The sequence below is a fragment of the Planomonospora sp. ID67723 genome, from assembly GCF_015711605.1.
Lineage (GTDB): Bacteria > Actinomycetota > Actinomycetes > Streptosporangiales > Streptosporangiaceae > Planomonospora_A.
Genome location: NZ_JABTEZ010000002.1, coordinates 218,556 through 241,685 on the forward strand (window position 1 = coordinate 218,556; position 23,130 = coordinate 241,685).

The 23,130-nt window shown below is 72.9% G+C and carries 20 protein-coding genes; 8 read left to right on the top strand and 12 right to left on the bottom strand.

Features of this window, described 5'->3' with window-relative positions:
- The first annotated feature begins 21 nt into the window (after positions 1-21).
- From pgsA to HS041_RS38265, 3 genes are all read left to right on the top strand, one after another.
- Complete coding sequence (gene pgsA, locus HS041_RS13705) at positions 22-630, top strand: CDP-diacylglycerol--glycerol-3-phosphate 3-phosphatidyltransferase (RefSeq protein ID WP_196441069.1); 609 nt, start codon at positions 22-24, stop codon at positions 628-630.
- The gene (locus HS041_RS13710; protein WP_196441070.1) at positions 627-1,148 is read left to right on the top strand and encodes a CinA family protein; all 522 of its coding nucleotides are present in this window, start codon (positions 627-629) and stop codon (positions 1,146-1,148) included. Before pgsA ends, HS041_RS13710 begins: the two co-directional genes overlap by 4 nt.
- 207 nt (positions 1,149-1,355) lie before the next feature.
- Positions 1,356-1,751: a helix-turn-helix domain-containing protein gene (locus HS041_RS38265; protein ID WP_230879059.1), complete on the top strand. Its 396-nt coding sequence runs from the start codon at positions 1,356-1,358 to the stop codon at positions 1,749-1,751.
- 49 nt (positions 1,752-1,800) lie between these two features.
- Here HS041_RS38265 and HS041_RS13720 read toward each other — a convergent pair whose 3' ends face one another.
- Entirely contained in the window at positions 1,801-2,580 is a 780-nt protein-coding gene (locus tag HS041_RS13720; RefSeq protein ID WP_196441071.1) for an Fpg/Nei family DNA glycosylase, read from the bottom strand.
- 52 nt (positions 2,581-2,632) lie between these two features.
- Positions 2,633-3,082 carry an RrF2 family transcriptional regulator gene (locus tag HS041_RS13725; protein ID WP_196441072.1) on the bottom strand — a complete coding sequence of 150 codons (450 nt, stop codon included), beginning with the start codon at positions 3,080-3,082 and terminating at the stop codon, positions 2,633-2,635.
- A 187-nt stretch (positions 3,083-3,269) separates the two neighbouring features.
- Between HS041_RS13725 and HS041_RS13730 the strand changes: the two genes are divergently transcribed.
- Complete coding sequence (locus HS041_RS13730; RefSeq protein ID WP_196441073.1) at positions 3,270-4,448, top strand: ROK family transcriptional regulator; 1,179 nt, start codon at positions 3,270-3,272, stop codon at positions 4,446-4,448.
- Between the two features lie 5 nt (positions 4,449-4,453).
- Here the strand turns inward: HS041_RS13730 and HS041_RS13735 are convergent, their stop codons facing one another.
- From HS041_RS13735 to HS041_RS13755, 5 genes are all read right to left on the bottom strand, one after another.
- Positions 4,454-6,178, bottom strand: coding sequence for a glycoside hydrolase family 3 protein (locus HS041_RS13735; protein WP_196441074.1), 1,725 nt, complete (start codon positions 6,176-6,178; stop codon positions 4,454-4,456).
- A gap of 114 nt (positions 6,179-6,292) precedes the next feature.
- A complete protein-coding gene (locus HS041_RS13740) occupies positions 6,293-7,747 on the bottom strand; it encodes a glycoside hydrolase family 3 protein (protein WP_196441075.1) in 1,455 nt (484 codons plus the stop codon).
- Between the two features lie 97 nt (positions 7,748-7,844).
- Entirely contained in the window at positions 7,845-8,750 is a 906-nt protein-coding gene (locus HS041_RS13745; RefSeq protein ID WP_196441076.1) for a carbohydrate ABC transporter permease, read from the bottom strand.
- Positions 8,747-9,760, bottom strand: coding sequence for a carbohydrate ABC transporter permease (locus tag HS041_RS13750; protein ID WP_196441077.1), 1,014 nt, complete (start codon positions 9,758-9,760; stop codon positions 8,747-8,749). Before HS041_RS13750 ends, HS041_RS13745 begins: the two co-directional genes overlap by 4 nt.
- A 2-nt stretch (positions 9,761-9,762) precedes the next feature.
- Entirely contained in the window at positions 9,763-11,097 is a 1,335-nt protein-coding gene (locus tag HS041_RS13755; protein ID WP_196441078.1) for an extracellular solute-binding protein, read from the bottom strand.
- Positions 11,098-11,301: 204 nt separating this feature from the next.
- Between HS041_RS13755 and HS041_RS13760 the strand changes: the two genes are divergently transcribed.
- Both HS041_RS13760 and HS041_RS13765 read left to right on the top strand, forming a co-directional pair.
- On the top strand, positions 11,302-12,462 hold the full coding sequence (locus HS041_RS13760) for an ROK family transcriptional regulator (protein WP_196441079.1): 1,161 nt from the start codon (positions 11,302-11,304) through the stop codon (positions 12,460-12,462).
- Positions 12,463-12,473: 11 nt separating this feature from the next.
- The gene (locus tag HS041_RS13765) at positions 12,474-13,118 is read left to right on the top strand and encodes a M15 family metallopeptidase (protein WP_196441080.1); all 645 of its coding nucleotides are present in this window, start codon (positions 12,474-12,476) and stop codon (positions 13,116-13,118) included.
- Between the two features lie 39 nt (positions 13,119-13,157).
- Here the strand turns inward: HS041_RS13765 and HS041_RS13770 are convergent, their stop codons facing one another.
- From HS041_RS13770 to HS041_RS40010, 5 genes are read right to left on the bottom strand one after another with little or no spacing between them, the layout of a single operon-like run.
- Positions 13,158-14,969 (bottom strand): N,N-dimethylformamidase beta subunit family domain-containing protein, encoded by a 1,812-nt coding sequence (locus HS041_RS13770; protein WP_196441081.1) that lies wholly within the window; start codon positions 14,967-14,969, stop codon positions 13,158-13,160.
- 49 nt (positions 14,970-15,018) lie between these two features.
- A complete protein-coding gene (locus HS041_RS13775) occupies positions 15,019-16,380 on the bottom strand; it encodes a condensation domain-containing protein (RefSeq protein WP_196441082.1) in 1,362 nt (453 codons plus the stop codon).
- Positions 16,380-16,619, bottom strand: a complete 240-nt coding sequence (locus tag HS041_RS13780) for an acyl carrier protein (RefSeq protein ID WP_196441083.1) — start codon at positions 16,617-16,619, stop codon at positions 16,380-16,382. The genes HS041_RS13775 and HS041_RS13780 overlap by 1 nt, the downstream gene beginning before the upstream one ends.
- Positions 16,612-16,848: an MbtH family protein gene (locus tag HS041_RS13785; RefSeq protein ID WP_196441084.1), complete on the bottom strand. Its 237-nt coding sequence runs from the start codon at positions 16,846-16,848 to the stop codon at positions 16,612-16,614. The genes HS041_RS13780 and HS041_RS13785 overlap by 8 nt, the downstream gene beginning before the upstream one ends.
- Positions 16,845-19,994 carry a non-ribosomal peptide synthetase gene (locus tag HS041_RS40010; protein ID WP_307845281.1) on the bottom strand — a complete coding sequence of 1,050 codons (3,150 nt, stop codon included), beginning with the start codon at positions 19,992-19,994 and terminating at the stop codon, positions 16,845-16,847. Before HS041_RS40010 ends, HS041_RS13785 begins: the two co-directional genes overlap by 4 nt.
- Before the next feature lie 331 nt (positions 19,995-20,325).
- On the opposite strand from HS041_RS40010, the gene HS041_RS13795 reads away from it, so the two are divergent.
- A complete protein-coding gene (locus HS041_RS13795; RefSeq protein WP_196441086.1) occupies positions 20,326-21,792 on the top strand; it encodes a class I adenylate-forming enzyme family protein in 1,467 nt (488 codons plus the stop codon).
- On the top strand, positions 21,789-23,099 hold the full coding sequence (locus tag HS041_RS13800) for a condensation domain-containing protein (protein ID WP_196441087.1): 1,311 nt from the start codon (positions 21,789-21,791) through the stop codon (positions 23,097-23,099). Before HS041_RS13795 ends, HS041_RS13800 begins: the two co-directional genes overlap by 4 nt.
- Positions 23,100-23,130: the final 31 nt, after the last annotated feature.

Consider the following 23,130-nt stretch of genomic DNA (forward strand, 5'->3'; position numbering starts at 1 on the left):
GCCCCCGGGCCTGGAGGGCGTATGACCAACACGCCAGAGACCGGCACCGACGCGACTCCGGCGACCGCGAGCCCTCAGGTGAGCGCGTGGAACATCGCCAACATCGTGACGGTGCTACGACTGGCGATGGTTCCGTTCTTCGTGGTCTGCCTCTTCCTGCCGGGCACCGGCTGGCGGATCACCGCGCTGGTGGTGTTCCTGGTGGCGTCGCTCACCGACCTGCTCGACGGCGAGCTGGCCCGCCGCTACGGCCTGGTCACCGACTTCGGGAAGATCGCCGATCCGATCGCGGACAAGGCCCTCATCGGCGCCGCGCTCGTCAGCCTCTCGATCCTCGGCGAGCTGACCTGGTGGGCCACCGCCGTGATCATCGGCAGGGAGGTCGGCGTCACCCTTCTGCGGTTCGCGGTCATCAGGCACGGGGTGATCCCGGCCAGCTACGGCGGCAAGGTGAAGACCGTCCTGCAGATCTTCGCCATCACCTGCTACATGTGGCCGGGCGTGCCCGGCCTCGTCCGCTGGATCGCCATGGGCGCGGCGGTCCTCGTGACCGTCGGCACCGGGGTGGACTACGTGGTCCGGGCCGTCAAGCTGCGGCAGGTGGCCAAGCGGGCGAGGGCCGGCCGGTGAGCCGGGAGCGGCCGGCGGGCCGGGGCGCGTCGCCCGCGGCCCGGGTGCTGTCGCTGCTGGTCGCCCGGGGCGAGACGGCGGCGGTGGCGGAGTCGCTGACGGCCGGGGCGATCGGCGCGGCGCTGACCGGTCCCCCGGGGGCCTCCGCGGCCTTCGTGGGCGGGGTCGTCTCCTACGCCACCGAGCTCAAGCAGCGTCTGCTCGGCGTCCCGGCGGATCTGCTGGAACGCGAGGGGGCCGTGCATCCGCAGGTCGCGGAGGCCATGGCGGGCGGCGTGCGCGAACTGACCGGCGCCACGTACGGCCTGGCCGCCACGGGCGTGGCCGGGCCCGACCCGCAGGACGGAAAACCGGTCGGCACCGTGCACCTGGCTGTTAGCGGGCCCGGTAGGCGGGTATGGCATCGGGAACTGCACCTGAGTGGGACACGTGAGGAGATCCGTGGGTGGACCGTGAACGAGGCGGTGGATCTGCTCGGGGAGGTTCTGGAGACGAACTCCGGGGAACATTCAGGATGATTACCGCGTTACGTCCCCAGCGAACATGCTCACCACGGTCTGCCGCGGTGCCTGTGGATGCGGGTACGGTGGATCTGTGAGTGAGGGCAGCGTCAAGCGATGATGACGGCGAGGCGAATGTACGAAGGGTCGCGTTCGAAGAACGGGCGGTACGAACCGGCCGCGCGGAACGTCGTGAAGGCGTCCGCGCCGGGGAGGGAGCGACAGATGGTCTTGCTGCGTCAGCTGCTCGGTGACGTGCTGCGGCGGCTGCGGGTGCGGCAGGGCCGCACCCTGCGTGAGGTCTCCACGCTGGCTCGGGTCTCCCTCGGCTATCTGTCCGAGGTGGAACGCGGTCAGAAGGAGGCGTCGTCCGAGCTGCTCGCGTCGATCTGCGGCGCCCTGGGGGTGCCGCTGTCCCAGGTGCTGCGTGAGGTGTCCGACCAGTTCGCGCTGGCCGAGCTCCAGCACGCCCCGGTGCTCGCCGACGTTCCCGAGCGGGAGCGCCTGCCGATCCCCGAGACCGTGCCGGGATCCCTGCCGGAGGACGCGTTCGAGGGTTTCCGGGCGGTCGTCCCGCCCATCGAGCACAGTCCCGAGGTCAAGGACATGGTCGCCGCCTGACCGCTGCCGGCGCCTGGCCACCGGTGACCGGTCGCCGGGGGCCGGAACCTCAGCCGGGCTGACAGCCGCGGCACCAGTAGATCAGCCGTTCCTGCGGCTGTGCCCCCATCTCTCCCCGGCCGACCCTGCCTCCGCAGCGCAGGCAGGCACGTCCCGCCCGCCCGTAGACCCACATGCCCCGCCCGGGCCGCAGATCTCCGGTGGTCGTCCTGTCCGGCCGGTCCTTGTTCGCCTCCAGCAACCGGCGCGCGAGCTCCACGATCCCGTTCAGGTCGCCGACCTCCTCCACCGGCCGCCACGGCGAGACTCCCGCGAGGAACAGCGTCTCGGCCCGGTAGATGGTGCCGACCCCGGCCAGGGCGCGCTGGTCGAGCAGCGCCTCCCCGATGGTCCGTCCGGGGCTCTCCCGCAGCCGCCGTACGGCCTCCTCCGGATCCCAGTCCGGCCCCAGCGGGTCGGGGCCGAGATGCCCGACGACCCGGTGCTCCTCACCCGTCGCCAGCAGGTCGACCACGCCCAGTCGCACGCCCACCGCCTGCCACTCGGCATTGGCGAGCACCAGGCGGACGCGATCGCCCCCGGGGACCCGGTGGCCTGCGGGGGAGACGTTCCAGGCGCCGTCCATCCGCAGATGGGTGTGGACGGTCAGATCGCCCTCGACCCGGGTGAGCAGGTGCTTGCCCCGGGAGACGGTCTCCAGCACGGTCCGCCCGGAGAGGTCCGCGGTGGCGTGGCGGGGCACACGGAAGTCCGAGCGGATGAGGGGCCAGCCGTCGAGCGCCCGGCCGAGCCGCCTCGCGGTCCGGTAGACGACGTCACCCTCGGGCATGGGCCCAGGGTATCCCCGGCGGTCCGGGACCGGCCCTCCGCTCCGGCCGGGATCAGTCCCAGGCGGCGGGGTCGGCGGCGAGCTGGCGGACCCGCGCGGGAAGCGCGCCGGTGGCCACGCTGTCGAGCGTGACCTCCTCCAGGATGGCCCGCTCGCTGGCGCGCAGTGCGATCCACACCTGCTGCAGAGACTCGGCGGGTCCGCGGTAGCCCACGTGCTCGGGACGCTCCCCCCGCACGTTGGCCAGCGGGCCGTCCACCGCCCGGATCACGTCGGCGAGGGTGATCTCGGTGGCGGGGCGGGCCAGCACGTAGCCGCCCTCCGGGCCGCGCTGGCCGCGGACCAGGCCGGCGCGGCGCATCTGGAGCAGGATGTTCTCGAGGTACTTGGGCGGCATGTCCTGCTCTTTGGCCAGCTCGCCCACGGTGGTTGGGCCGTCGCCTGCGGCGGCGAGTTCGGCGGCGGCGCGCAGGGCATAGTCGACACGAGCGGATAGACGCATGCGATCGATTATCCCGGCTGCGGTCCACTCCTCGGACGCGAGGTCCCACCAGGACGGGAGCGCTCCCAGCGGGGCCCGTGAGGGCTCTCGGCCCGCGCTAAACTTCAGCAAGCTTTGTTAATCGACAGAATCGTTATTCTGCCCGAATGTAATGGCGACGGGGAACGGCGAATAAGAGAGCATGCGTATGGAGCGACGTCCTGGCGTGCCCAGGCTGCTGCGGGAGATCAACGACAGGGCCGCTCTGGAGCTGCTGCTCTCCTCCGGACCGCTGACGCGGGGCCAGATCGGGGAGCTCACCGGATTGTCCAAGGTGACGGCGTCGCAGACGCTGGCCCGGCTGGAGGAGCGGGGCCTGGTCGAGGTGGCGGGCGAGCAGGCGGGAGGCAGGGGGCCCAACGCGGCCCTCTACGGCGTCGTCTCCTCCTCGGCCTACGTGGCGGGGCTGGACGTGGGCCCGGAGTTCGTCACCACCGCCATCGCCGACATCCGGGGACGGATCGTCGCCGAGGCGACGGTCGCGCCCGACGGGCACGACGACCCGGTCGCGGTCGTGCACAACGCGGTGGTCAAGGCGTGCCGCTCGGCCAAGGTCGCGCTCTCCAAACTGCGGGCGGTCGTGATCGGCACGCCGGGCGTGGTCGACCCGCGCACCGGCGACGTGCGATTCTCCTTCGACCTGCCGGGCTGGCACGAGGGCATCCACGAGGCGCTCGCCCGCGACCTGCGCCGCGACGTGAAGATCGAGAACGACGTGAACCTCGTCGCGGTCGCCGAGCGCACCCTGGGCGCCGCCCGCGACGCCGACGACTTCGTGCTGCTCTGGGTGGGCCGCGGCATCGGTCTCGGCGTCGTGCTCGGCGGACGGCTGCACCGCGGCCGGTCCGGCAGCGCGGGCGAGATCGGCTACCTGCCGGTACCGGGAGTGCCGCTGGCCGAGGACGTGCGGGCCGTACCGGGGCGGCTGCCGTCGCTCGCCGGCGGGCTGCAGTCCTTGGTGAGCGCCGAGGCGGTGACCGAGCTCGCCGCCCAGTACGGCTTCACGGGGCAGAGCGCGGCCGAGTGCGTGGCGGCCGCGGTCGAGGCGGGCGAGCGCGGCAGACCCCTGCTGGACGATATCGCCGGGAGGCTGGCTCTGGGCGTGGCCTCGGTGTGCGTGGTGCTCGACCCCGGGCTGGTCGTGCTCGCGGGCGAGGTCAGCCAGGCGGGCGGGAGCATGCTCACCGGGCGGATCGAGGAGGCCGTGGCCCGGATCTGCCCGGTCCGTCCGCAGGTGGTGGCCAGCGAGGTGGACGGCAACCCAGTGCTGCGCGGCGCCGTCCTCGCCGCCCTGGAGCAGGCCCGCGAGGAGATCTTCGCCTCCTGACGCCCTCAGGCGGGAGACGGTTCCGGCGGAACCGCGCCGGCCAGCAGTTCGGCCGCGGCCCGGCTCGACACGGCCGTCGCCCCGTGGGTGACGACGCGCGTGCCGCCGCGGGTGTGACGCCCTGGAAGACCCGTCTCCACCACGATCGCGCCGGGGTGCCGGGCGAGCACGGTGTCGAGCAGGGCCGCCACCCAGGCATGCCGGTGCGCGTCCCGCACCACGAGCACCAGCGGCCGGTCGGCGGGAATCTTGAGGACGTCGAGCGCGGTTCGTGCGTCGGGTGCGTCGGGTGCGTCGGGTGCGTCGGGTGCGTCGGGTGCGTCGGGTGCGTCGGGTGCGTCGGGGCGCGGGGGGGACAGGTCCTTTTCCGTGAGGCGGACCGAGGTGGTGCCGGGGAGCAGTGCCGACAGCGGCGCGGCGACCCCCCACGGCGTGAGGGGGTCGATGGCGATGTTCGTGGGGGAGACGATCTCGACGACGTGGGGCGCGTCCGCAAGGGGCAGACCCGCACCGGTCACCCGAAGGGCGCGCCGGGCGGCGGCCAGGCCGGGGGCGGTCGAGGCGGGGGACGGGGAGGGGACGGGCGGGACGGGACCGGGGCCCGCCGGGGCGGCGAGGCCTGCGGGAGAGGCCGGGTGCGGGGGGCCTGCATGGAGGATCACGGCGGGGCGAACCGGGGGCGAGGGCGCTCCGGCTCCGGCGTGACCGCTCTCCAGCCGCCCGGCGGACCAGGCGGCCAGGCGGCGGACGCGGGACGCCGCCTCCGCCAGGCGTTCCTCGGGCAGGGTGCCGTCCATCACCGCCGCCACGATGGCGTTGCGGATGAAGCCGACCACGCCGGGGCCCTTGCGCTCGCCGCCGACGCAGATCGCGTCGGCGCCCGCCGCGAGCGCGCGGACGGCCGCGCCGGTCACGCCGTACCGGTCGGCGACCGAGGGCATCTCCACCCCGTCGGTCACGATCAGCCCGTCGAAGCCCAGCTCCTCGCGGAGCAGCCCGATCAGGATGCGGCCGCTCATCGTGGCGGGGGAGTCCGGATCGTAGACGGGGACGAGCAGGTGGCCGGTCATCACGGCGCGCACCCCGGCCGCGATGGCGGCCCGGTAGGGAGGCAGGGCGGTGGCGGCCAGTTCCTCGGCGGAGCAGGACACCACCGGCAGGCCGTGATGGGAGTCCGTCGCCGTCGCCCCGTGGCCGGGGAAGTGCTTGGCGCAGGCGGCCACCCCGGCGGACTGCAGGCCGGCGACCCAGGCGCGGGTGTGCCTGGCGACCAGCCGCGGGTCGGAGCCGAAGGCTCGCGTGCCCACGACGGGGTTGTCGAGGTCGGAGTTGACGTCGACGACGGGCGCGTAGTTCAGCGTGATGCCCGCCGCCGCCAGGTCCAGGCCGACGTCCCGGGCGACGCGCTCGGTCAGCGCGCAGTCGTCCGCCGCTCCGAGCGCCAGGTTCCCCGGACGGGAGCTGCCGGTCAGCGCCTCCAGCCGGGTGACGTCTCCCGCCTCCTCGTCGGTGGCGATCACCACGTCCGGGTTCTCGGCGCGCAGCGCCGCGGTCAGCGCCCTGACCTGGTCGCCGTCCACGATGTTGCGGGAGTAGAGGGCCACCCCGCCCAGGCCCTCGGCCAGGCGCCCGCGCAGCCAGCCGGGTACCTCGGTTCCCACGAACCCGGGCTGCAGCACGGTGGCGGCGAGTCTGGCCAGTTCGGGACTCGCGCTCTCGCGCATGGTCATGTGAAGCCTTCCGGTCGGTGGTTCGGACGACTCTCCGGGCGTCCCCGGCGAGGTCACCGGTTCGGACCCCGGAACCCGGGAACTCGACGGCGCGGGGCCCCGAGACCCGGGGCCTCAGAGACTCAGGAGCTCGGCGGCGGCCTGGGCGTTGGCGCGGGCGGCGCCGTACGTGGCGAGGTAGGTGGTCCCGGCGGGCCGCCAGATCGGCAGGCCCATCTCCACCACGGTCGCGTCCGGGCGGGCGGCGAGCAGCGCGGAGACCACCGTCTGGCTGGCCTCGTAGCGGTGCGCGTCCTTGACGACGACCACCAGGGACCGGCCGCTCGCCCGCGCCAGGATGCCCGGAACGTCCGCGGCCTCCGGCTTCACCCGGATGATCTCCGCCTGGGAGAGCCAGGGGGAGAAGCCCCACGGCACGTCGCCGACCGCGATGGTCGGCGGGGTGTCCACCTCGACCACCAGCGGGTCGACCAGCGGCGAGGCCGAACCGGTCATGCTGACGGCGCGGCGGGCCGCGGTCAGCCCGATCACGTTCTCCCCGGCCGGGACCTGCCGGGGCTCGCCGAACCAGGCGCGCAGGCGGGCCACGCGCTCGGCGGCCTCCTCCAGCCTGGAGACGGGCAGGCGGCCGTCGCGGGTCGCGGCGACGATCCCGGCGACGATCCGGCGGACGTCCTCCTCGGTGGGCAGCGGGCCGAGGCAGAGCAGGTCGGTCCCCGCGGCCAGGGAGAGCACCGCGCCACCGGCCAGCCCGTAGGCGTCGGTGATCGCCTTCATGTCGAGGGCGTCGGAGACGACGACGCCGTCGTAGCCCAGCTCGCCCCGGAGCAGGCCGGTCAGGGCGGCGGGGGAGAGCGTCGCGGGCAGGTTTCCGGTGAGGGCCGGGACCTGGACGTGCGCGGTCATGACGGACTTGGCCCCGGCCTCGATGGCGGCGCGGAAGGGCACCAGCTCGCGCGCGTGCAGCAGCTCCATGGAGGCGTCGACGAGGGGGACCTCCAGGTGGGAGTCCTGGCGGGTGGCGCCGTGGCCGGGGAAGTGCTTGACGCAGGCGGCCACGCCCGCCGACTGCAGGCCGTGGACGGCGGCGACGGTGTGCCGGGCGACGAGCCCGGCGTCGGAGCCGAACGCGCGGGTGCCGATCACCGGGTTGTCGTCGGCGGTGTTGACGTCGGCGTCCGGAGCCATGTCGAGGTTGACGCCGCAGCGGGCCAGGTCGTCGCCGATGGATCGGTAGACGCTCCGGGTCAGCTCGACGTCGTCCACGGCGCCGAGGGCGGCGTTGCCGGGATAGGGGCTGCCCACGTGGTAGGCGAGGCGGGTGACGTCGCCGCCCTCCTCGTCCAGCGAGACGACCGGGTCACCGGCCGCGCGCAGGCGCGCGGTCAGCGCGGAGAGCTGGCCGGGGTCGGCGACGTTGAAGCCGAAGAGGGTGACGCCGCCGAGGCCGTTGTCCAGCTCCCGGAGAACCCATTCGGGAGCGGTGGTCCCCTGGAAGGCGGCGAGCAGCGTGCCGGCCGCGAGGCGGTACAGCCCCTGTTCACCGGGACCCGTGATGAACTCGGACATGGCGCTGGAGAGCTCCTTACCTGAAGGGGATGCGAATACGAGCAGGGCTGGTACGGCTCGCGCCTTGTGGGCGCGAGCCGTACCAGCGCCAGGGGGGTCAGCCCTTGACGGCGCCCGCGACGAGGCCGGAGACCATCCGCCGCTGCACCAGGAGGAAGAAGATGACCACCGGGATGGTCATCAGGGTGGAGGCGGCCATGATCGCGCCCCAGTCCACCGACCGCTGGCTCACGAAGAACCGCAGTGCCACCGGCATGGTGTAGCTGCCCTGGTCGTTGATCAGGATCAGCGCGAACACGAACTCGTTCCACGCGGTGATGAACGAGAAGATGCTGGTCGCGACGAGGCCGGGGGCCACCAGCGGGAACAGCACCCGCCAGAAGGTGGTGAACCGGCTCGCGCCGTCGATCCAGGCCGCCTCCTCCAGCGACTTGGGCACCGCCGCGACGAAGGTGCGCAGCATCCAGATGGCGAACGGCAGCGTCAGCGCGACGTTCACCACGATGAGGCCGAGGAGCTGGTCGTAGAGCCCGGCCCGGCGGACCATCAGGAAGAGCGGGATGAGCAGCGCCTCAGCCGGGACCATCTGCACGATGAGCAGCAGGATCAGGAACGAGGTGCGGCCCCGGAAGCGGAAGCGGGCCACCGCGGTCGCGCCCAGCAGGGCGAAGACCGCGCCGACGAGCACCGTGCCGATCGCCACGATGGCGCTGTTGAGCAGGAACCGCCAGATGGAGTGCCCGGCGACGCCCTGGGTGAAGACCCGCTCGACGTGCTCGAAGGTCGGGTCGGTCGGGAACGGGATGAAGTCGGTGGTGAAGATCTGCTCACTGCTCTTGAACGCCGTGGTCACCATCCAGTAGACGGGGAACACCGCGAACAGGAAAACCGCGATGGCCGCGGCGTTGAGTCCGTATCTGCGCAGTCGCTTGCGCTTGCCGGCCTTCTGATGCGCCCGGTCGCGCGCTCCGGCGGCCCGCCGGGACGTTTCGACAGCGGTCATCGCACGTCCTCCGTCTTCACGATCTGGCGGACGTAGACGGCGGTGATGACGAGCAGGATCAGTGTCAGCACCACCGCGATGGCCGCGCCCATGCCCATCTTGGGCGGTGCGCTGAACGCCTGGGTGAAGGAGTACAGCGACAGGTTGAACGCCTCGCGGTTGGAGGTCCCGCCGGCCAGGACGAAGAGCTGGGTGAAGACCTTGAAGTTCCAGATCGTGGAGAGCACGATCAGCACCGAGAAGACCGGCTTCAGCAGCGGGAACGTGATCTTCCAGAACGTGCGCCACGCGGAGGCGCCGTCCACCCGGGCCGCTTCGTAGAGCTCCGCGGAGATGCTCTTGAGCCCGGCGAGGACCGACACCGCGATGAACGGGAAGCCCGCCCACGTCACCACGAGGATGAGCACGAGGTAGATGGTGAAGGGCTCGTTGAGCCAGGGCTCACCGGCCCAGTCGGAGCGGCCGAAGAGCAGCTCCGAGAACCAGTCGGGGAGGGCGTTGAGGGCCCAGTTGATGATGCCGGACTCCGCGTCGAACATCCAGCGCCAGATGATCGCGCTGGCGATCGCCGGCGTGGCCCAGGCGGCCATGATGCCGACGACGAGGAAGGTCGACATCTTCTTGCCGAGGTTGTGCAGCAGGATCCCGACCAGGGTGCCGAGGATCATGGTGAACGCCACGGTGACGACGGCGAAGACGACGGTGTTGCGGAGCGAGGTCCAGAAGAGCTCCGACTCCAGCAGCTTCTCGTAGTTCTCCAGCCCCACCGACTCGGCGGGCACGCCCCGGATCTGCCGCAGTCCCACGTTCTGGAAGGACATGACGACCATTTGATACAGCGGGTAGAGCAGGAGCCCGCCGATGACCACCAGGCCGGGCAGGAGCAGCGCGTAGGGGACCACCCAGGCGGGCAGCCCGCTGGGCTTGCGCGGGGGTGCACTGCCTCGGCGCCCCCGCGCCGGGGCGGGGGAGGAGTCCCCGCCCCGGGCGATGGTTGAGGTGTCGGCCATGTTTACTGGTTCAGGATCTCTTCGAGTTCCTTGTTGGCGTCGGCCAGCGCGGTGTCGACGTCCTTCTTGCCCTCGATGACCGAGCGGGCCGCGTTCTGCAGGACCGCCTTGGTGTCGTTGGCCTCAGCCCAGTTGGTGTCGTTCGGGAAGCCCTTGGCGACCTTGAAGGTCTCCGCGAACGGGGCCTGGACCGGGTCGGAGGCGTACTCGCCCAGCGCCTTCGGGTACAGCGGCAGCAGGCCGCCGTCCTTGGCGTAGCGGGTGCCGAACTCCTCGCCCGCGGCGAGCTTGATGTACTCGGCGGCCAGCTCGGGGTTCTTGGCGTCCTTCCAGATGGCGATGTCGTTACCGCCCTGGAAGGCGGGCGCCGGGCCGCTGCCGTCCTTGGCCGGGAGCGAGAAGAAGGCCATCTTCTCGTCGCCGACCTTGCCGCCGCTCTGCTCCTTGATGGTGGTGATGTCCCAGCCGCCGGTCACGTACATGCCGACCTTGCTGTTGGCGAAGCGGGTCGCGATGTCCACCGAGTTCTGGGTCAGGGCGGACTTGCGCGAGACGCCGTGCTTGACGACGAGGTCGGTGTAGTACTGGAAGCCCTCCTTGAAGCCGGGCTCGGTCAGCTTGCCGACCCACTTGCCGCCCTCGAAGGCGGCGAAGTCGCCGCCGGCGGACCAGACGAACGGCGAGAGCGACATGTTGGCGTCGGAGCCGCCGTTGAAGGCGAAGCCGTCGACGTCCTTGCCCTTCTTCGCGACGATCTTCTTACCGGCCGCGACGAGGTCGTCCCAGGTCTTGGGGACCTCGATGCCGAGCTCCTTGAACCAGTCCTTGCGGTAGAGGACGGCGCGGGTGCCGCCGCCCCACGGAGCGGCGTAGATCTTGCCGTCCACCGTCTCGTAGCCCCACAGGTTCTGCGGGATCTGCTGGAAGTCGGGGTGACCCTTCACCAGGTCGGTGATGTCGGTCAGGGCGTCCTGCGCGACCCAGGCGGCCACCTGGTCGTTGCCGAACTCGGTGACGTCCGGGCCCTCGCCGCCGGCGAGCGCGGCGGTCCACTTGGCCTGCGCCTCCGGCCACGGCACCCACTGGAGGTTGACGTCGGCGCCGGTGGTCTCCTTGAACTTCGCGTTCAGGTCGGCCATGAGGGCGTTCTGCTTCTCGTCCGGAGCGCCGAGACGCCACACGGTCAGCTTCTGCCCGGCGAACTTCTGGCCGCCGGCGGCGGAGGAGTCCGCCTTGGGCTCGGTGTTCTTGGCGGGCTCGCTGGAGCCACACGCGGCGAGGCCCAGGGCCAGCGCGGCGGTGACGGCCGTCGCAGTGGCGATTTTCGCGAACTTCACTTGGGTTCTCCCTTCCCGGCTTTCGACGGGGTAGCGCTCATCTGTATCGGCTTGGGTCCCCGCGACCCTCTGCACTCATTAGGAGCGGTCGGCGCTGCAGCCCCCCTCGGCGGCGATCACTTGCCTGCGGGCTGCCTGCCGCTAAACTAACAAGAAACTTTCTTAAAAGAAACGATCGTTAGCGGATCGTGACGGGAGGCCGCCTTGCCCAGACGCCCGGGTACGCCCAGGCTGTTGCGCCAGCTCAATGACCGTGCGGCGCTGGAACTCCTGCTCTCGGGAGGGCCGCTCACCCGTGCCGAACTGGGAGAGCACACGGGCCTGTCCAAGGTCACCGCAGGCCAGTTGCTGTCCCGGCTGGAGGAGCGCGACCTCGTCGCGGTGGTCGGCGAGCAGGCGGGCGGGCGCGGCCCGAACGCGGCGCTCTACGGGGTGGTGCCCTCGTGCGCGTACGCCGCCGGACTGGACGTGCTGCCGGACCGGATCAGCGCGGGCATCGCCGACGTCACCGGGACGCTCGTCGCCGAGGTCTCGGTCGATCCCAGCGGTCACGAGGACCCCGTGCGGCTGGTGTGCGGCGCGGTCGAGAAGGCGTGCGCGGCGGCGGGCGTCGAGTTCTCCCGGCTGCGGGCCTTCGTGATCGGGACCAAGGGTGTCGTCGACCCCCGGACCGGCGACATGCGCTTCTCCCTCGACCTGCCCTCCTGGCACGGGGACGTGCTCGCCGAGCTCCGCCGGGATCTCGGCATCCCCGTGACGATCGAGAACGACGTGAACCTGGCCGCGCTGGCCGAGCGCTCCCACGGCGCCGCTCTGGGCATCGATGACTTCGTGCTGGTCTGGGCCGGGATCGGCCAGGGGCTCGGAGTCATGCTCGACGGCCGGCTGCACCGCGGCTTCACCGGAGGGGCGGGCGAGATCGGCTGGCTCCCGGTCCCCGGGGAGCCGCTCCCGACCGATGTGAGCGAGCCCCAGTCCGGTTCCTTCCAGCGCCTGGTCGGCGGAGACGCGGTCACCGGGCTGGCGGGCGCGCACGGCGTCGGCGGCCGGTCCGCGGGCGAGTGCGTCCGTACGGCCGTCGCCACCGGTGCGGAGGATTTCCTCGACGAGCTCGCCGGCCGGCTGGCCGTCGGCGTGGCGGCGGTGGCCGTGGTCCTGGACCCCGGGCTGATCGTGCTCAGCGGCGATGTCGGCCGGGCCGGCGGCGTGGTGCTCGCCACCAGGGTCGAGGAGGCGGTGGCGCGGGTCTGCCCGAGCCAGCCGAGGATCGTGGTGACCGGCGTCGAGGGCAACCCGGTGCTCCGGGGTGCTCTGGACTTCGCCCTTGAGCAGGCCCGGGAACAGGTGTTCTCCGACACAGTGTGACAATTGAATATATGCGGGAAATCGTGTTGATCTCCGACCCCCGAGTCGTCTCGATCCCGGTCGAGGAGAACGGAGAGCCCCTGGTCGACATCCGCGGGCGGCTGCGGACCGACGACCGGCTCGCCGATCCCGAGGGGGCCTTCGCCCGTCTGCGGGAGGGGCTGCTGATCCGGCTGGAGGAGGCGCAGGCGCAGCTTCCCGCGGGGTACCGGCTGCTGGTCGTGGAGGGGTACCGGCCGATCGCGGCGCAGCGGCGGATCTTCGAGGAGTACTCGGCAGCTCTTCGGGTGACATTTCCGGAAATGTCACCCGAAGAGCTCCGCTCGGCGGCCAGCCGGTACGTTTCACCCGTCGAGATCGCCCCGCACACCGCGGGCGCGGCGGTGGACCTGACCCTGTGCACCGAGGACGGCACCGAGCTCGACATGGGCACCCCGGTCAACGCCACCCCCGAGCAGAGCGACGGCGCCTGCTACACCGCCGCCCCCGGTCTGTCCACCGAGGCCCGCCACCACCGCAAGCTCCTCGCCTCGGTCCTGGAGCCGGCGGGCCTGGTCAACTACCCCACCGAGTGGTGGCACTGGTCCTACGGCGACCGCTACTGGGCCATGGCCACCGGCGTGTCCGCGGCCCGTTACGGCCCCCGCCTGCCCTGACCCCCGCCGCGGCCGGTCCCCGCGAGACGGGACGGCGGATCAGGGCAGGCAGGTGCGCCAGGACAGAGGGCTGTCGGGAGCCGCGGCGACCAGCAGGCCGGCGTGGGCGGTCAGGACCGTGGCGCCGGCGGCGTCGCACAGGTCGGCCCACTCGGCCGGGCCGGTGACCGGCAGCCGGGTGCGGACGCGGCCCGCCGCGTCCACGGCGTAGAGGCGGCCGTTCGCGGAGGTCAGGGCGATCACCCCGGGGGCGTCGTCGGCCCGCTCCCAGGAGGCGCCCTCCGCCGACCGACGCCACAGCGCCGAGGGGGTGGCGGCGAACACCTCTCCGTTGACCAGTGCGAGGCCCGTCGCCCCGCCCGGGGCGTCGCCGAGGGTGGACCAGGAACCGTCGGGCTCCCGATAGACCAGGCGGTCGTCCTCGGTGAGGCCGTACAGGCCGATGGGGCGGGCGGGGGTCGCCTCCCGGGGCACGGCCAGGGCGGTCACCCCGGGAGCGGAGCCGGCACGGCGCCAGCGCAGGTTCTGGCCGGAGAGGTCCCGGGCCAGCAGCGAGCCGTCCGCCGCGGCGCCGTACAGCACCGGGCCGAGGACGGCCAGCGCGCGCAGCGAACCCGCGGGGCCGATCGCCTCCCAGCCGTCCCCCGGCCGGGACAGCCGGTTCAGCACGTTGCGGGTGATCTGCTCGACGGCCGGGTCGTGCAGGGCGTTGCCCCAGTTCACCGTGGCGGCGGTGAACACCGTTCCCGCGCCCAGGCGCATGGAGCCCATGGTCGCCATGCCGCCCTGGCCGTACCGGTGCCAGTGGCGCAGGTCCGCGGTGGCCAAGATGACGAAGGACGGCGGCGTGCCGTCACGGCCGGTGGCCACCGGGACGCCGTCGGCCTCGGTGAAGTCGCACGCGTCGGTCTCGTAGCCGAGCGCGCCCCGGCCGAACTTGTCGCCCTCTCCCAGGCCGGTCCCGGCGAAGGCCCAGTGCTCGGGGAAGCGGACGACATAGGACTCCTCGTGCATCCGCTGCATGTACGGTCCCCAGGTTCCCGCGCCCCGCCGGAAGCTCACCCCGATCATCGAGTTCTCCGGCCGGTCGACCGGGGAGCTGGACCACTCGACCGTGGTGAGCGCCGGTTCCACCGCCGCCATGGGATCGGCGACGGCGTCGCGGTAGCAGACCATGGTGCGCCCGCCGTCTTCCAGCCGGAACTGCCACCAGCAGGTGTTGCCCGAGAAGACGGCGAGGTTGCCGCCCCGGCGGACGAACTCCTCGACGCTGTCGCGCATCCCCGCCGACCAGTACTCGTCGTGGCCGTTGACCACCAGCAGACGGTAGCCGGACAGCAGTTCCCCGCCGTCGTCCAGGTCCAGGCCGGAGCAGTAGTCCACGTCGTACCCCGCGGGCCCCAGCCAGCGGATCATGCCCTCCTCCCAGCGCTCCGGGGGCGGCCCGCCGCCCGGCCGGTCGAAGGAGACGCGCGCGGCCCGGGCGGGCTCCTCGGCCCAGTAGAGCGACTCGCCGGGGATCCCGGCCCGGTTGTACGCCTGCCAGGTCGGGAAGGGGATCGACAGCAGGATCGGCGAGGCCGGACGAGCGGCCCGGACCGCGAAGTACACCTCGCAGGAGCCCTCTTCGGCCGTGAAGACGGCCCGGTAGAGCGAACTCGCCCAGTCGCCGGGGAGGTCGAGCGTCCAGCGGGGGCCGTCGAAGGTTCCGTCGAGCACGCGCAGGCCGGAGGCGACGTCCTCCACGCACACCGAGCCGTGCAGCGGAGCCCGGGAGGTATGGGTCAGGTTGAAGCCGAGCCGCTCGCCCTGGGCGCGGGAGGTGGACTCGGCATAGGCATGGAGGGTCATCGGGTTCCCTTCGGTGCGGAGACCGCCGGCTCCGGTCGGGGCGGGGCGGTCAACCGACGAGCTCCGGCGCTTCGTGGAAGGCCGCCGCCACCAGCGCGGACTCCAGATCGAGGAGATAGCGCTCCATGGACGGCCGGGACAGGAACCGGGTGTCGGCGGTCACCGAGACCCCCAGGCCGCCGGGTTCGGCGGTCAGGTGCAGGCAGAAGCGGCAGTTGAGCCGGTCCTGGCTCAGCGGCCAGGTCAGGGTCGTCTCGTCCATCGCCCGCCGTACCGTCCGTTCGTCGTGGGAGGCGTCGGCGTGGTCGGTGAATCGCATGTCGTTGAAGCAGCAGTAGGGGTGGACGCTCGTGCCGCGTTCCCGGCCGATCCCGGCCGTCAGCCGGTCGCGGTCGCGGGGGTCGTGGTAGGCGGAGCGGTAGGCGCGCAGCGCGGCCGGCCGCGCTGCGCGCAGCAGCCCGGCCAGATCCGCCGGGTCCGTCCGGCTTCCGTCGAGCACGAACAGGCCCTCCTGGGAGAGGGTGGTGACCGCGTTCACGGTGTCGCCGCGGAAGCGGTTGCCCACGATCGGCAGCATCGCGCACATGTCGTGCCCGGTCACCGCGGCGACCAGCGAGGACGAGGCGGCCAGCAGCACGGTCGAGGTGCTCGTGGCGTGCACGGCGGCGATCCGCTGGACGGCCAGGTCCAGCGCCCGGGAAACGATCTTCGCCCGCCACACCGGCGGGCTCGCCGCCTCCCCCGACGGACGGTCGAACATGGTCGGCGGGATACGCCGGTACTCGCTCTCCCAGTACTCGGCGGCGACCCGGGCCACCCGCCGGCCGTGCCCGGACTCCTGCCAGAGGGCCAGGTCCAGCGGCTGCGGCGGGGGCGGTCCGGGTACGGCGCCGCGCATCAGCAGCAGCCGCAGATCGCGGAGGGCGACCTCGGCGCCCAGCCCGTCGGCGGCCAGGTGGCAGAAGGCGAGCACGACGTGGGTCACCTGGCCGCCGTCGGTCACCAGCCCCGCCCTGAGCGGCCACTCGGCGGTGTAGTCGAAGGCGGTCGCCGTCAGCTCCTCCAGCAGCGCCTCCGGATCACCGGTCGCGACGGTGACCGGGATCGTGCCCGCGTCCCGGAGCACCTGCCACGGTTCGGCGTCCTCCAGCACGCGGTACGGCCGCGCCCGGTCCGGTTCCGCCGGGCCCGTCCTGGTCCGCAAGGACTCGTGCCGCTCCACCAGGGAGCCGAGCGCCTCGGCGGCCCGCGCCGGGGTGAGCGGCCGGGCCCGGCCGGGCACCGGCAGGATCCGGCCGAAGTTGAAGTAGCGGTCGTCGGGCGCGGTCCTGCGGACCGTGTCCCAGATGGCCCGCTGGCCCCAGGTCAGCGGTGCCGTTCCGGACCTGGCCCCGGAGAACCGGACCTCCATCACGCGGCTCCGGTGATGTAGCGCTCCAGGGCGCCGAGGTCGTCCAGCACGCCGGTCCCCGCGCGAGAGAGGTCGAACTCGATCCCGAACTCGCTCTCCACCGCGTCGATCAGCCGCATCTGCGCCAGCGAGGTGATCCCCAGCGCCGACAGCGGCACCGTGGCGGCCAGCGCCTCGGCCGCGGTGACCGTCCCGTCCGACGCCGAGGCCACCATCGCGGCCAGCCGTTCCCTAAGCATGCGGCGCTCCCTTCGCAACCTCTCCCGCCGGATTCCGGAGCCGCTCCCCGGGGACGCCGGCTCCTCTCGCGCTGAGCGGGCGCAGATCCGTCCAGACCCGCTCGATATGGGCCAGGCACTCGTCCCTGTCGCCGGAGGTGCCCTCCGCGCGCCAGCCGGGTGGCAGGTCCCGGCCGGTCGGCCAGATCGAATACTGGTCCTCGTGGTTCACCACGACGAGGTGACTCACCTGTCGCTCCCCCCTTCCATGAGGCGTGCAGCCTCTTCCTCCGACAGCGCGGTGATCTCGGCGATCAGCAGCTCCTCGACCGCGGCCGCGAGCCCGGCCACCGTGCTCCGCGCGAACAGGGTGCGGATCGGCACGTCCACGTCGGCGAGCGCGCGGATCCTGGCGACGGCCCGGGTGGCCGTCAGCGAGTGCCCGCCCAGGGCGAAGAAGTCGTCGAGGGCCCCGACCTCCCCGACGCCGAGCACTTCGGCGAAGACCTCCGCCACCAGTTCCTCGGCGTCGCCGCGCGGAGCGACGTGCTCGCGGGCCGCGGCGGCCGGCTGGGGCAGCGCGGAGCGGTCGATCTTCCCGTTGGGCGTCAGCGGCAGCGCGTCCACCACCGTGAACACGCCGGGCACCATGTATCCGGGCAGCTCCCGGCTCAGCCGCTCCCGCACCCGGTCCGGCAGGTCCCGGTGCTCCTGCGCCGTGTCCCCGGTGTCGCCGGTCACCCCCGCGTCCGGTACGACGTAGGCCACCAGGAGGTCCCCGCGGACCGCCGCGACGGACTGCCGGACCCCCGGGCAGGCGTCCATCGCGGCCTCGATCTCGCCGAGCTCGATCCGGTGGCCGCGCAGCTTGACCTGGTTGTCGGTGCGGCCGAGGAACTCCAGGGTGCCGTCGCGCAGCAGCCGGACCCGGTCGCCGGTCCGGTAGCGGCGGGAGCCGTCCGGGCCGGGGACGAACCGCTCGGCGGTCAGCGCGGGCCGGCCCAGGTATCCGGTCGCCACCCCGGCGCCGCCGATGAGCAGCTCGCCCGGGACCCCGACGGGGACCGTCCCGCCGGCCGCATCCACGACGTGGACCGTGGTGTTGGCGATCGGGCGGCCGATCACGATCCGGCCGGGATCGGCGGGGACCTCCCAGGCGGTGGACCAGATCGTCGTCTCCGTCGGGCCGTACACGTTGAGCAGGCGGTCCACTCGCGGGCGCAGCTCGCGGGCGAGCGCGCCCGGCAGCGGCTCGCCACCGGTGAGCGCCGTCACCCGGGGCAGGTCCCCGGCCAGCAGGACCCGCCAGCCCGACGGCGTCGCCTGCACGTGGGTGACCCCGGTCTCGCGGACCAGCCGGGCGAGGTGCTCGCCGTCCCGGGCCGCCTCGGCGTCCGCGATCACCACCCGGCCGCCGGTCACCAGGGGCAGGAACAGCTCCAGGGCGGAGATGTCGAACGACAGCGACGTCAGCCCCAGCCACACGTCGCGCGGGGTGGAGCCCACCAGCGACCGCATCGCCAGCAGGAAGTTCACCAGCGCGCGGTGCGGGACCACCACGCCCTTCGGCCGGCCGGTGGACCCCGAGGTGTACAGCACGTACGCGGTGTCGCCGGGACGCGGCGGGAGGGCCGCGGCGCCGCCGGCGGGTGCGGGAGGAAGGTCGCCGAGCGAGGTCAGGACCAGGGAGGCCGCCGAGTCCTCGATCACGTACGCGATGCGGGCCTCGGGGTAGCCGGGGTCCACCGGCAGGTAGGCCGCGCCGCTCATCACCGTGCCGAGCAGGGCGACGAGCATGTCGGCGCCGCGCTCCATCCGGATCGCGACCAGGGATCCCCGGCCCACGCCCGCCGCGGCCAGCCGGGCGGCGAGGTCCGCCGCCCGGCCGGTCAGCTCCGCGTAGGTCAGCGTGTCCCGACCGCAGACGGCCGCCACCGCCCCGGGGGTGGCCGCGGCCTGGGCCAGCACCAGGTCCGTCAGCGTCGTCTCCGGCAGCTCGGCGCCGGTGGCGTTCCAGACGTCCATCGCGGCCAGCTCCGCGTCCGGCACCATCCGCAGCACGCTCACCGGCAGGTCGGGATCCGCCACGGCCGCCGCGAGCAGCTCCTGGAACCGCCCGGCGAGCCCGGCCACGGTCTCGCGGTCGAACAGCTCGGTGCTGTAGATGACCCTGCCGCCGAGGGCGCCGTCCGGATCGGCGGCCATGTCCACCGACAGGTCGTAGCGCGCGGGATTCCACCCGTTGGGGAACGGGACGGCGGACAGGCCGGGCAGCGGCTCGGGGTCCTCGCCGTGGGTGTGCAGGGCGAACATGGTCTGGAAGACCGGGGTGCGGCTGAGATCGCGCCGTACGTCGAGTTCGGCCACCAGGCGCTCGAACGGGACGTCCTGGCGGGAGAGCGCGTCCAGCACCGAGCGCCGGGTGCGCCGCAGCAGCTCGGTGAAGGAGGGGTCGCCGGACAGGTCGCAGCGGATGGGCAGCGTGGTCGAGAGGAATCCGATCATGGACTCGAGCTCGACGCGGTTCCGGCCTGCCGACGGGGTGCCCACGCAGAAGTCGTCCTGGCCGCTGTGCCGGGCGAGGAGCACCTGGTAGGCGGCCAGCAGCACCATGTACGGCGTGCAGCGCGCCCGGCGCGCCAGCCCGGTGATCCCGGCGGCCGCCTCGGGGTCGATCCGGAAGTCGAGGGCGGCTCCCGCCCCGGACCGGTGGGCGGGACGCGGCCGGTCGGCGGGCAGGTCCAGCGGGGGGACCCCGGCCAGGTGCCCGGTCCACCAGCGCAGGTCGGCGTCCGTCCAGTTCTGCTCGCGGGCGTGCTCGCCGTACTGGAGGGGGAGGAGGGGCAGGGGCGCCGTGCCGCGGCTGCCGTAGTGGGCGGCGACCTCTGCGCGGAGCACGTTGAGCGACCAGCCGTCGCTGTTGATGTGGTGCACGACGACGCACAGGACATGGTCGTCCGGCCCGAGCTCGATCAAGGAGACCTGGAACGGGGCGGCGGCGGTCAGGTCGAAGGCGGTGTTGGTGAGGGCGGCGACCAGGGCGCGCGCCTCCTCCTCGCCGGGGGCGGTCAGGCACCGGATCGCCACGGGTGCGGGCGGGTCGACGACCGCCACCGGCTCCCCGTCCGTCTCGCGGAAGCGGGTGCGCAGACTCTCGTGCCGGGCCGCGACCGCGGTGAACGCGGAGGCCAGGGCCTCCTTATCAAGCGGACCTTTCAACCGGTAAACATAGGATGTGTTGTAACTCGGATCGGCCGGATCGAAGCGATGGAGGAACCAGAGTCGCTGCTGGCCGTGTGAGAGCGGGTACTCTCCGGCCGTGTCGGCGGGGGAACCGCCGACACGGGCGGTCTCTGGCTGCGGCACGAGGGGCTCCTTTGGCGGACGCGGGCTCACATTCGCTCAGACGCGTAGAGAAGATGAAAAACCGAACCCCGATGCGCGCTCGTATGCCCAGTTGAGCGGGGTTATGGAAAGGTGTCTTTCCGGAAAGAAACCTTCCAGTTAGTGGCGGTTCGCCAGTTTTACATCTCCGCCGGGGGTGCGCAAGACCCTGGCGCGCCGGAGCGCCGGGTCCGCTCCGCAGGTTGCGGCAAAGGACTTGCGCCACTGTTTCGATCATGTAAGACTGACGCTCGAATCATAATAGTAAAGATTCTTTCCTGTTGTGGTCTTGGTATCCGCATGCCTCGGAGCCACATACATCGGATCTTTTTGGGAGGTTCACGTGGTGAACCTGACCGTCATCCAGCTGCTGAGAGACCGGGCGCTCGCCGACCCCGAAGGGGTCGCGCTGATCGTCCAGGGCTCGGCGCCGCTCACCTACGGGCAGTGGGACGAACGCTCCACCGAGCTGGCGAACGGCCTGGTGGAGCGCGGTGTCGTCCGCGGCGACCGGGTGGGCCTGGTGTTCGGGAACGGGGACTGGACGGACTACGCGGTGGCGTTCTTCGGGGTGCTCAAGGCGGGAGCGGCCGCCGTGCCGCTGTCCGACCGCCTCGCCCCCGCCGACCTGCGGTTCATGCTCGGCCACTGCGGCGCCGTGGGGGCCGTCCACGCCGAAGGGCTGGACGTGCCCGTGCAGGGCTGGAGCGCGACGCCCGGCGGCCTGCGCGCCCGGGCTCTCGCGGAAACCTCCTATGAGAAGGCCGCCGAGAAGACCGCTCCCGGCCCCGGCGACCTGGCGCAGATCCTCTACACCTCGGGTACCACCGGCCGTCCCAAGGGCGTTTCGGCCACTCACGCGAACCTGGTTCACGGCTGCGGCGGGAAGCGGCGCCCGTTCGCGCACTCCCGGCATCTGGTGCACGCCTTCCCCGTCGGCTCCAACGCCGGCCAGACGATGCTGATCAATGCGCTCGACGCGCATCCCGCCGTGGTCACCCTGCCGCGCTTCACCCCCGGCCGCTTCGCCGCGCTGATCGAGTCCTATCGCGCGGGGACGGTCTTCCTCGTCCCGGCGATGGCGATCGAGCTGATCAACGCCGGGGTGGCGGAGCGGCACGACCTGTCCAGCGTGCTGCTGCTCGGTTCCGCCGCCGCACCCCTGCCCTCGGCGGTCGCCGGGGCGCTGACCGGGGCGTTCCCCAACGCGATGATCGCTAACTACTACACCTCGACCGAGGCGGCCCCCGCTCAGACGATCATGATGTTCGATCCGGAGCGGCCCGGCAGCGTGGGCCGGGCGGTGGCCGGGGGACAGGTCAGGATCGCCACCCCGCAGGGGGAGCCGCTCCCGCAGGGCGAGACCGGCGAGGTGTGGATGCGCTCCCCGGCCGCGCCGCGCTCCTACTACGGGGACCCCGCGAGCGGGACCTTCCGCGACGGCTGGATCCGGATGGGCGACCTCGGCTACCTGGACCCGGACGGCTACCTCTACCTCGTCGACCGGGAGAGCGACGTGGTGAAGTCCGGTGCCTACAAGGTCTCCACCCTCCACGTCGAGGAGGCCGTGTTCGAGCACCCGGCCGTGGTGGAGGCGGCCGCGTTCGGGGTGCCGCACCCGGTCCTCGGGACCGTGGTCGCCGTCGCCATGACCGTCCGCGAGCCCCTGGCGGCCGAGGAGCTGCGTGTCTTCCTCGCCGGCCGGCTCGCGCCGCAGGAACTGCCCGCCCGGGTGGTCACCGTTCCCGCACTGCCCCGCAACGCCGGCGGCAAGGTCGACAAACGGGCCCTGCGTGAGGCGATCGCATGAGCGCCGCCCTGCCGAACCCGCCCCCCGCCCCGCCCCGCCCGGCCGCACCCGGTCCGGAGGGCGCCGACGTCACCTTCCTCCAGCAGGGGATATGGGTGGCCGAGCAGACCGGGACGCCGGGAACCGCCTACCACATGCCGCTCCTGGTCCACCTGCGCGGCGACCTGGACCCGGCCGCGCTCTCGGCGGCCTGCGCCGCGGTCGTGGAGCGGCACGCGATGCTGGGCTGCGTCGTGGCCGAGTCCGGCGGCGGCCTCCGGCTGGTGCCCGGCGCGCCGGTGCCGGTACGGCGCATGCGGGCGGCCGGATCGCACGCCCGGCCCGGGACCGCAGGCATGGACGGGGACCCGGGCTGCTGGCCCGAGGCCGTACGGCAGGAGGTCTTCGCGCCGTTCGACCTGGAGAAGGGGCCGCTGGCCAGGTTCATCCTCGTCGAGACCGGCCCCGGACGGCACACGCTCGCCTTCACCGCCCACCATCTGATCTTCGACGGCCACTCCAAGGACATCCTGGTCCGCGACCTCGCCGCCCTCCACAACGGAGGGCGGCTCACCCCGCTGCCCGCGCTCGACCACGGCGCGGCCGAACGAGGGCGGGTCGCCGCGGAACTTCCGGCCGCCCGGGAGTTCTGGGCGGCCCGGTGGCGGGAGCCCGGCGAGACGAGGGTGCACGGCCGGGCGCTGCGCTCCCGCCGGGCGGCCGAGGGCCGCACGCTCCGTTTCCCCGTCGACCTGGTGCCCGTCACCGGGCTGACCCGGTTCGAGACGTTCCTCGCCGCGCTGCACACCCTGCTGGCCGGGTACGGCAACGCCGCCGTCACCACGGCCGTGGACCTGTCCACCCGGCCCGCCGAGGCGGCCGGGCACGTCGGCGTGTTCGTCAACGAGCTGCCCGTCGCCTCGTCCCCGGCACCCGAGGAGAGCTTCCACCGGTTCGCCGCCGGGCTGCGGGCCGGGCTGCGGGAGGTCTACCGGTTCCGCGGCGTCCCGCTGAGCCGGGCGCTGCCCCGCCTGCGGCCGCACGCCGCGCTGGCTCCGGTCTCGGTCAGCTACCGCGCCCGGACCGCCCCGGATCCGGTCTTCGCCGGCCTGGACTGCACGGTGGACCGGACGGTCCCCAACGGCTCCGTCCGCGGCGCGCTCCATCTGCAGTGCGTGGACGGGGCGGACGGCCTCACCGTCGCGCTGCGCCACGATCCCGAGGCGGTGCCGGACGCCTCCCGGCTGGCCGGCGACCTGCGCCTGCTGCTGGAACGCGCAGGCCGAGACCCCGGCCTGCGCCTGCGCGACCTGGCGCCCCTCGGCTGAACGACCCCCCGCGGCCCGGCGAACCGCCACC